We start from the raw sequence: 8,634 nt of genomic DNA, 5'->3' as shown, positions 1-8,634 counted from the left end.
GATCCGGTCGGTCTCGGCCAGCGTTTCGTCGAGCGTGTGCTGTCCGACCACCTTGCGCAGCGTCGTCTGGGCGATCTGGTTGATGGCGGCGCCCACGTTCTCGATGGCCACCACCGACTTGACCGCATCGACGACTTTGAAGTAGGCAACCGCTGAGACGTCAATGCTGACGTTGTCGCGGGTGATGATCCCCTGAGACTGGATCGGCATCGTGACGATGCGCAGAGACACACGGCGAAGGACGTCGATGACCGGCACGATCGGTCTCAGCCCCGGCGTCCGGACGCCGATTACCTTGCCGAGTCGAAAGTGAACGCCCATCTCGTACTGCTGCACGATGCGAATCGCGAGCAACAGACCGAGTATGGCCAGGGCCACCACCGCGATCGCCACGATGACTATGGCGTTCATACTCCGCACCTCCACCTAATGTCGCGAATACGAGTCCGCATGATCCAAGTGCGTAGACCGTGGCAGATCCAGAAACCCAGCTAAGCCGCCATCCGACATGGACGAAAGTTTGACAGCAGTTCCGGCACTTTGGAGTGCCGCAGAGCCGGATGCTGGGTGCGCCCACCGCTGCCTGGGCTTAGACTTGGCGCACCGCGTCAACTCAGATGAAGGCCTCGTCGCTTAGCGGCTGAAAGGGACGAGAGGGTCGAACACCTCGGTCAGTCAGGCCCGTCTGGCTGGAAAACAGGCGATGGAAGTGTCATCCTGATGTGTGACGGCGAGTCTGCGGCGGAGGCTGACACCGAGGCTGCGGTGTGGACGCCTACTGACGAGGAAGCCGCCAGGTTCGGAGGGTCATCGATGCCCACCTACGAGTTTGAGTGCCGCGATTGCCAGAAGAGCTTCGACGTCATTGCGCCGATCACGGAGCATGCGAAGCTGAAGGACCAGCCCCCGGCCTGCCCGCAATGCGGCAAGACCGACACCCGGCAGCTGGCCTCGCTCTTCAACTGCAAGATCCCAAGCGCTGGGTTTTGAGGGAAGGCCACCTCGTCGTGGCACGCGCTCGCCGGACCACGGAGCGCTACAACGCTGGAACGGAAGTCGACGCGCCGCTCGGCTGAAACCGGCTGCCGACCTGGTGATCCGGCGGGCTCGCTGACGACCGTCGCCGGTCGAGCTGGTCACAGCTCTCGGCGCACCACGAAGATCCTGGCGCCTGCTGCCGTTGCCGACCTCCTGAAGTCCTGGGAGCGTGGCGACGCCGCCGGCGCAGTCGAGGGTACTGCGCGCCCTCGGTTTTTTGAAGCCGCCGACAGCCGGGCCGGCCGCGCCTGTGCGGTTCACTCTCAACTTTGGCGACGACCGCGACCTCGACGCGGAGATCGACGAGCTGCCTTTGAGGGTTAGAGTGGGCCACATGACTGTCGTCCGCACACTCAATCCCAGCGGCTCCGTCCGCGTCGACGGCGACGACCTTCTGATCGGCACCGATTTCGTGAAGGGCCATCTCAGCCACACCGCCGCCAGCGAACGGCGGATCGCTATCGCGGAGATCGAGACTGTCCTGTTGGCCCTCGATAGCCAAAGCCCGGCGATGGCGGTGCAGACGTCTGATCAAGTCATCGGCTGGCATGTGCAGCGTGGATCTGAGACTGATCCCAGCGGGGAACTCACTAAAGAGATGGCAACGCTCAATCACAGCGTCGACGCCAGGTACGTCGCGGAATTGCCGGATAGCGTTCAGTGGCTTGAGGCTGGAGCGAAGATGGGCTTCAAGGCGAGTGTGTCTCACGACGCGCAGCGACTCCGAGAGCAGTCGCGGCGGGATGGGGATGCGAGCCAGACCACGCCTGAAGTCACAGTCAAGGTCTACAAGACGGCGGAGGACTACGAAAAGGACGCGCCGAAAATGTACCGCGACGGTTGGCACGTTGAAGGTCAGTTGGCCCGCACCAAGAAATGGAGCATGACCACCGGCTTCTTCACGAACAAGCAGATCACCACGATCACCTGGGTGCGTTGGGGGGGACTGGCAATGAGTCAGACCACGCCAAGCCGCGAGGTCAAGATCGAGAAGTACAAGTCGCCGCGCAAGTACAAGCGTTGCGTCGAGCAGATGTCCCGCGACGGCTGGTCGATCGGCGGCGAAACGTCCCGGCGCAAGCGGTGGTCTTGGATGACCGGCATCCTGACGCGCAAGCAGGTCATCACCGTGACGTGGGTGCGTCTCAGGCTCCACGGTCATCACCTCCGCGTTGCCACCCACGCGTAGCCCTGTCTGGGCCATTTGCACGCCCATACCTAGAAAGGCCGTCCTGGCGGGTGGGATTGGGCTGCTCCTCATGGGTCGGTCCAAGAAGGGGACAAGCTCACTGTGACCTGGGTTCGTGAGCGTTGAGGTGCTAACGCCTCGCTGGTCCGATGCCTGCCCAGCGGACACTTGGCGGGAGATATGCGACAAGGCCGTCGAGCAAGCCCGCGACGGCGACGCCAAGCAGCGGGGCATGCACGACCTACACTCGAGGCGATGACTGAGGGACTTGCCGGCCAGCGCTGCGAGGCATGCAACGCGAGCACTCCGCCGCTGGACAAGGCCGCGATCGCGGAGCGGCGGGGGGAGCTGGACCTGCGGCGTGTCGATCTTCCGGCCGCGCTGCGGACGGCCACCGTCGTCGCCCTACCCTTGATCGGGTTCATCCTGATGGTCATACACTTCTGGCGCGTCCGCAAAGATGGGTTCACGGGAGGCCTGTGAGCGATGGCGACGGTGGTCGGGGACAACTCCGGGGAGACAGGCGAGGGGACGGCCGTACCCGTCACGCGAACCGCGGCCGCCGGTGTTCGGGCGCCACGCCCGCGGGGAACCGGCCCGGAGCTGGCGGCCACCCCCCTGGTGGTGCGCCGCCGCGAGGAGGAGGAGGCAGTGGTCACCTTCCCGACGCTGGTCTGGAAGGAGTTCCTGGCGGGGCTCGCCGCCTTCATCTTCCTGATCGGCATGTCGATCCAGGTCAACGCCCCGCTGCTCCATCCAGGGGTAAGGTCCGCCGTATGAGCAGGTGGCTCTTTGTGATCCTGTCGGCCATCCTGGTCGCGTTGGTGGGCATCGCCGCTATCCGCGACAGCCAGGACCGCGACTACCTGGCAATCCAGCAGCGCTACCAGTCGGACTACAAGGACACCGGTTTCAACATCCAGGTGCAGCAGATCTTCCCGGCCTTTCCGGACGCCAAGCGCGGTGACACCTTCCGCGTCGAGCGCTGCATCTCCTGCCACGTCCCCGATATCGGCACCATCGGTCCCGAGCTGGCCGCCCAGCGCCTCGCCCAGGACTTCATGAAGTACGAGCCCAACGCCCAGGCGATCATCACCCAGAATCACCTGACCGGCATTCACCCTGCGTATATCGCCAACGGTCCCAGCGTGCAGTCGGCAACGGGCAAGGGGGTCGTGGCGGCCATGGACTACAGCCTCGACGGCGCCACCGGCACGGGCTTCCTGCCCTACACGGTGACCGGCACCGCCACCAACGCCAAGCAGGGCTACGCGATCACGCCGAGCACCGTACTCGCCGGCCCGCTGCCCGTGTCGGTCGCCCCCGCGACGCTCAACGCGAGCCAGACCAACCCGGCCCTTCAGAAGGTGGGCATCGACCAGGTGGGTTGCATCGTGTGCCACAACGGCAGCCGGCTGGCGCTGAACCAGACCGACGCCCACCAGAACCTGATCATCAACCCGGAGTACGACTTCACCGCCGGCGCTCAGCTCTACTACAAGTACTGCGTCACCTGTCACGGCGTGCAGGGCGAGGGCGGCAAGGGACCGCCGCTCGACAACCAGGATCGCCTCGGTTTCTTCAACGAGGACTACTACTACAGGTGCATCGAGTACGGGTTCACCGACTTCGAGCACATCGGCAGCATCATGCCGAACTGGGGTTCGACGGCCTCCGACTTCACATACGACCCCACTCGTGACAAGCAGAAGCCGGGCAGCCGAGTCCTCAGCGAGAATCAGATCCAGATCCTGATCCAGTTCATCCGCCGCTGGGAGAACTACACCACCCTGCCGTAAGGAGGTCAGCTCAATATGATCCGGCGCTGATGCGGAAAGGCGACATGGCCACGACGGCGGCAGTAGCAGCGGCGGTGCTCGTGACCGGTGCGCTTTGGACACGCGTACCACTGTGATCACCAGGGTGCCTACTGGTTCCACCGGTGCCGGCGCCGTCAGCGAAACCCCTGCGAGGACCCCTGGTGTGGCGGGTGACGTCGTCGGTCTCGACCATCTGCCGCCGATCACTGGAAGCGGCTGCAACCCTGCCGCTCGGCTCCTCGACGACACCGTACGAGCCCGGGGTTGGCACACCCCGACGTCTATGCAGGCGATCTCCTCACCCACGGTCATCTTTACGTCGGCTTCATCGGCGATCCAGCTGAACACCTGGCGGAGCTTCTTCGGCTCGTCGCGCGCCCGGAGCTGCTGCGCGCCTTCGAGGCCACGTACACGGTGATGCAACTGCGCTCCGTGATGAACCGGGTCACCGCCGACAGCGAGCAGCTCCAGCACGGCGGTATTCAACTCAGATCGTGGGCTGTGGATAACGACCGAAACCGCGTCTCGGTGGGACTCGCGCGTCTTGAAGCCAACGCCACCTGGATCATCACGCTACGCGAGCGCGACGGTGGTGACCTGCTCACCTTCTTTCAGGCGTCCACCGCCGTTCCGGTATGACATGAGTCGTGACGCCGTCACCCCGCCGCCGCACGGGGTGGGGACGAAGCGCGCCAGCGCGCCATCATGTTCGCAGGCGTCCGCCCTGATCGGCGTGGCCACCGGCACGTACGTCGGCGCCGGTCCGCGCGACGGCCTCACGGCCGGCCTCGCCACCCGCGGTCACCCCCCTCGGCTGGTGCGCACCGTCATTGAACTGTGCGTACTCGGGGTGCTCGGAGCACGGTCCGGCTTGGCACGGTCGTCTACCTCTCCATCGGTCCCCTCGCGCGGGTTTCGTCCTGCGCCTGGCGATCAGCCGCAATGGGTCAGCCGCCGACCGTGATCTGCCCGTTCATCCCTGGGTGGAAGGTGCAGTGGTACTTGTACGTGCCGGCGGTGGTGAACTGCACCTGCCACGCGTCGCCCTGCTGCAACGTGCCCGAGGTCAGCGACTGCTGATCGTCGAAGGTGACGTTGTGGGCCGTGCTCCCAGTGTTCTTCCACTGGATGACGTCGCCCTTCTTCACGGTGACCGCGGTCGGGTCGAAGGCCAGCTGGGCTGTGGCGGCGACGTGGGCCGCGGGCGTTCCGAGCCCGGTGCTCTGAGCCTGGCCAACCGCGGCGGGGATGGGGGCGGCGGCTGTGGCTGCGGCCGATGCACTCGGCTGCGCCGGGCCAGGACTGGGCAGCGGGGTGGACGGATACCAGGTCACCACCCCGGTCGGCGCCGTGGGTGTCGTGCTCTCGCCACACGCGCTCAGAGCAAGCGCAACGCCGACCACCGCCAGCATCGCGGTCGACCGGAACCCGATCACGGCGGGAGTCTTCCTCCTGGAGCGTACATCCGCCGACCGCGCCAACCACACCACGGCGGCGCTCATGAGCGTCGCAGCCATGGTAGGACACGGTGCCCGCGATCAGGTCGCTGCCGGCGTGGTCTGGCCACCACGAGTGCCGTCCCACACGGGCATCCCTCTGAACGCCCGACTGCGCTGGCGACGCCGCGGGCATCGACGGCCGAGGAAATGACTCCGAGATCGATCTGCGCCCGGTGCGCCAACGCAGCCGATCGAGAGCGCGAGCAGGCTCGTGTGAGCTTCGACGCCGGCGCACGCCGGACTTACCAGTCAGCGGTCGACCGGCTATCCTGTCGAGCGCACGCGGGAGCTCGGACCGTGCCGGGCTGAGAGGGCGACGTTCTGGGTCGCCGACCGCTGAACCTGACCGGGTAATGCCGGCGTAGGGAGGAAGCGATGGCAGCGACTGCTGAAACAGTGGTAGCGCGTCCCAGTGATCGTTGGGTCGAGCCCGCCCGCACGCTGGCCGGTCCCGTCCCACGTCCGCTGAGCATGGTCGACCAGCTGGCGTTGTGGGGAAACCTCGGCGTCAGCCTGCTCGGCCCGGTGGGAGCGCTCTTCGTCCTCGCGCCAAATGGCGTTGCTCCGCTCTCTCTGGTGGCGGCGTTCACTGCCGTGGTCCTCGGCACTGCGCTCGGCACGCTGTTGCTGGCCGCGTCGGCGCTGGCCGGTGCGCAGACCGGCGCGCCTGCCATGGTGCTTTTGCGCGGACTGTTCGGCACCCGCGTGTCGTTCCTTGCAACGGTGCTCAACCTGCTCCAGTGCCTGGGGTGGGCCATCTTCGAACTGGTGGTGATCGCCGCCGCTGCAGAGCAGCTGTTCCCGAGCCACGTGCGCTGGCCCTACGTCATCGCCGCCGGGGTGCTCACCACGGTCATGGCCCTGCGGCCCCTGGGCGCGGTCCGCGCGCTCCGACGCTACGCCCTGGTGGCCGTTGTCGTCGCCACTGTGTATCTCTTCGCCCAGCTGCTACGCCATCCGGTGGTTTCGCTGACGAATGGTTCGTGGAGCGGGTTCTGGCTGGCCGCGGACGTGGTGATCGCCGTCGCGGTCTCCTTTGCCCCGCTGGCGGCGGATTATTCCCGCCATTCCCGGTCCGGTCGCGCGGCCTTCCTCGGTTCATTTCTCGGGTACACCGTCACCCAGATCGCGTACTACACCCTGGGCCTTCTGGCTTTCGCGACGGTGGTCAGCAGCCAGGGTGATACGCAGACCAGCCTGTTCGCGGCCTTCCTGGCGGTTCCGCTCGGCTGGTTGCCCTTCGGTGTCCTGGTGCTGCGCGAACTGGACGAATCATTCACCAACGTGTATTCGACCGTGGTGTCCATCCAGAACCTGCGTCCTCTCAGCGACCGCCGGGTTCTCGCGATCGTCATCGGAAGCCTTGCGACGGTCCTGGCGCTGGTGCTGCAGATCGCAGACTACCAGAGCTTCCTGTACTTGCTCGGCTCGGTCTTCGTGCCGCTCTTCGCGGTCTTTGCGGTGGACTACTTCGCCATGGGCGGCCGGCGGCGATGGGACTGCTCGACTGACGCGCCGCCGCGGTGGATCATGCTCGTCCCCTGGCTGCTCGGTTTCGCCGCCTATCAGATGGTGAATCCCGGATCAGTCTCGTGGTGGGCGTCGGCGTGGACGGGTGCGCAGCGCGCGATCGGGTTCGTCCCACCGTCCTGGATGAGTGCGTCCATCACCTCCTTCGCGGTTGCCGCACTGGCCACCTTCGCGGTCTGCTGGGTGGTGCACCGCACGGCTGCAGCAAAGTCTGAATGAGGTGCACATGAGCTCCTCGGACGACGCCCGTACAGAGCTGGCGGCTTCCCCATTGACAGGACGACTGCGAGCAGCCGCAGCCGAGACGTATTTGGCAATCCGAGCACATCCCTTCCTCACCGGACTCGTCGATGGCGGTCTCGACCGTGCGTGCTTCCAGTTCTACATCGTCCAAGACGGGCATTACCTGCGCGGCTTTGCGCGGTCGCTTGCCCTGCTCGCCGCCCGCGCGCCCTCAGAAGCTGTGACCGGACTGCTCGCTCGCCACACCACTTCGGTCATCACCGTCGAGCGCTCGCTCCACGCCAGCCTCCTCGTCGAGCTCGCAGCGTCGATTGGCGACCCGCCGAACTCCGGCGTGGCTCCCGTGACGCTCGCTTATAGCAGCTATGTCACTGCCACATGTGCCACCGGGGCATTCTCGGATGGGATCGCCTCTGTCCTGCCCTGCTACTGGATCTATCGCGACGTTGGTCAAGCGTTGCTCGCCCAGTCGTCACCGGATCCCCTGTACGCGCAATGGATCGAGACGTATGCTGACGAGGAGTTCGCCCGCGCTGTGCAGGAGATGCTGGAGCTGACCGACTTTATCGGCGCAGCTCTGAGCGAGCGTGACCAGCAGTCCGCGATCGATCACTTCGCCACCACGGCACGATACGAGTGGTTGTTTTGGGACGCCGCGTACCATCAGAGCTGGTGGCCGATTTGAGCGCGGCTATCTGTGGCGCGATCATATGGCCCCCGTGTCGGCCCGATGTGGTGAACCGCCCCGGGTAAGTTGGAGACCGTGCTCGAACCGGCGACCCTTACCTTGGCAAGGTTGTGTCTTAAGTCTGTATTCGGGAGGGGTAGAAAACTGGACAGATGGCAGTCATGTAGAGCCGTACCATCGGCACGACGAGATCCTCACAGAACTCTTGGAGAAGGTGCGGAGTATGAACGCCATAGTCATCGTGGCGATCGCGGTGGTGGCCCTGGCCATACTCGGTCTGTTGCTCGCGATTCGCATCGTGCAGCAGTACGAGATGGGCGTTCACTTTCGACTCGGCAAGGCGTCCGGACGCCGGGGCTGAGACCGATCGTGCCGGTCATCGACGTCCTTCGCCGTGTGTCTCTGCGCATTGTGACGATGCCGATCCAGTCTCAGGGGATCATCACCCGCGACAACGTCAGCATTGACGTCTCAGCGGTCGCCTATTTCAAAGTCGTCGATGCGGTCAAGTCGGTGGTGGCCATCGAGAACGTGGGCGCCGCCATCAACCAGATCGCCCAGACGACGCTGCGCAAGGTGGTCGGACAGCACACGCTCGACGAAACGCTGGCCGAGACCGACCGGATC

Annotated in this window: 10 protein-coding genes and 1 pseudogene; 9 read left to right on the top strand and 2 right to left on the bottom strand. The window is 65.3% G+C overall.

Annotated elements, in window-relative coordinates:
• Positions 1 to 411, bottom strand: a 411-nt coding sequence (locus JF886_RS05010; protein WP_337310205.1) for an SPFH domain-containing protein, incomplete at its 3' end; no start/stop codon positions are given.
• A 402-nt stretch (positions 412 to 813) separates the two neighbouring features.
• Here JF886_RS05010 and JF886_RS05005 point away from each other — a divergent pair.
• The 6 genes from JF886_RS05005 to JF886_RS04980 all read left to right on the top strand — a co-directional run bounded on the left by JF886_RS05005 (position 814) and on the right by JF886_RS04980 (position 4,686).
• Positions 814 to 990: an FmdB family zinc ribbon protein gene (locus JF886_RS05005; protein ID WP_337310203.1), complete on the top strand. Its 177-nt coding sequence runs from the start codon at positions 814 to 816 to the stop codon at positions 988 to 990.
• A 217-nt stretch (positions 991 to 1,207) separates the two neighbouring features.
• Positions 1,208 to 2,227, top strand: coding sequence for a hypothetical protein (locus JF886_RS05000; RefSeq protein ID WP_337310202.1), 1,020 nt, complete (start codon positions 1,208 to 1,210; stop codon positions 2,225 to 2,227).
• 255 nt (positions 2,228 to 2,482) lie between these two features.
• Entirely contained in the window at positions 2,483 to 2,710 is a 228-nt protein-coding gene (locus JF886_RS04995; protein WP_337310199.1) for a hypothetical protein, read from the top strand.
• Positions 2,711 to 2,713: 3 nt separating this feature from the next.
• Positions 2,714 to 3,007 carry a hypothetical protein gene (locus JF886_RS04990; RefSeq protein ID WP_337310197.1) on the top strand — a complete coding sequence of 98 codons (294 nt, stop codon included), beginning with the start codon at positions 2,714 to 2,716 and terminating at the stop codon, positions 3,005 to 3,007.
• On the top strand, positions 3,004 to 4,026 hold the full coding sequence (locus JF886_RS04985; RefSeq protein WP_337310196.1) for a c-type cytochrome: 1,023 nt from the start codon (positions 3,004 to 3,006) through the stop codon (positions 4,024 to 4,026). Before JF886_RS04990 ends, JF886_RS04985 begins: the two co-directional genes overlap by 4 nt.
• Positions 4,027 to 4,311: 285 nt before the next feature.
• Positions 4,312 to 4,686: a hypothetical protein gene (locus JF886_RS04980; RefSeq protein WP_337310195.1), complete on the top strand. Its 375-nt coding sequence runs from the start codon at positions 4,312 to 4,314 to the stop codon at positions 4,684 to 4,686.
• Between the two features lie 308 nt (positions 4,687 to 4,994).
• Here the strand turns inward: JF886_RS04980 and JF886_RS04975 are convergent, their stop codons facing one another.
• Entirely contained in the window at positions 4,995 to 5,483 is a 489-nt protein-coding gene (locus JF886_RS04975; protein ID WP_337310193.1) for a cupredoxin domain-containing protein, read from the bottom strand.
• Positions 5,484 to 5,921: 438 nt separating this feature from the next.
• Here JF886_RS04975 and JF886_RS04970 point away from each other — a divergent pair, with 438 nt between their 5' ends.
• The 3 genes and pseudogenes from JF886_RS04970 to JF886_RS04960 form a co-directional block, all read left to right on the top strand.
• The gene (locus JF886_RS04970) at positions 5,922 to 7,295 is read left to right on the top strand and encodes a purine-cytosine permease family protein (RefSeq protein WP_337310191.1); all 1,374 of its coding nucleotides are present in this window, start codon (positions 5,922 to 5,924) and stop codon (positions 7,293 to 7,295) included.
• A gap of 7 nt (positions 7,296 to 7,302) precedes the next feature.
• Complete coding sequence (gene tenA / locus JF886_RS04965) at positions 7,303 to 8,004, top strand: thiaminase II (RefSeq protein ID WP_337310189.1); 702 nt, start codon at positions 7,303 to 7,305, stop codon at positions 8,002 to 8,004.
• A gap of 226 nt (positions 8,005 to 8,230) precedes the next feature.
• Positions 8,231 to 8,634, top strand: a pseudogene (locus tag JF886_RS04960) (SPFH domain-containing protein); the annotation flags it as partial.

Origin of the sequence: Candidatus Aeolococcus gillhamiae (genome assembly GCF_016464765.1) — a bacterium.
GTDB classification, from domain to species: domain Bacteria; phylum Chloroflexota; class Dormibacteria; order Aeolococcales; family Aeolococcaceae; genus Aeolococcus; species Aeolococcus gillhamiae.
This window is presented reverse-complemented; position numbering and strand designations above follow the sequence as displayed.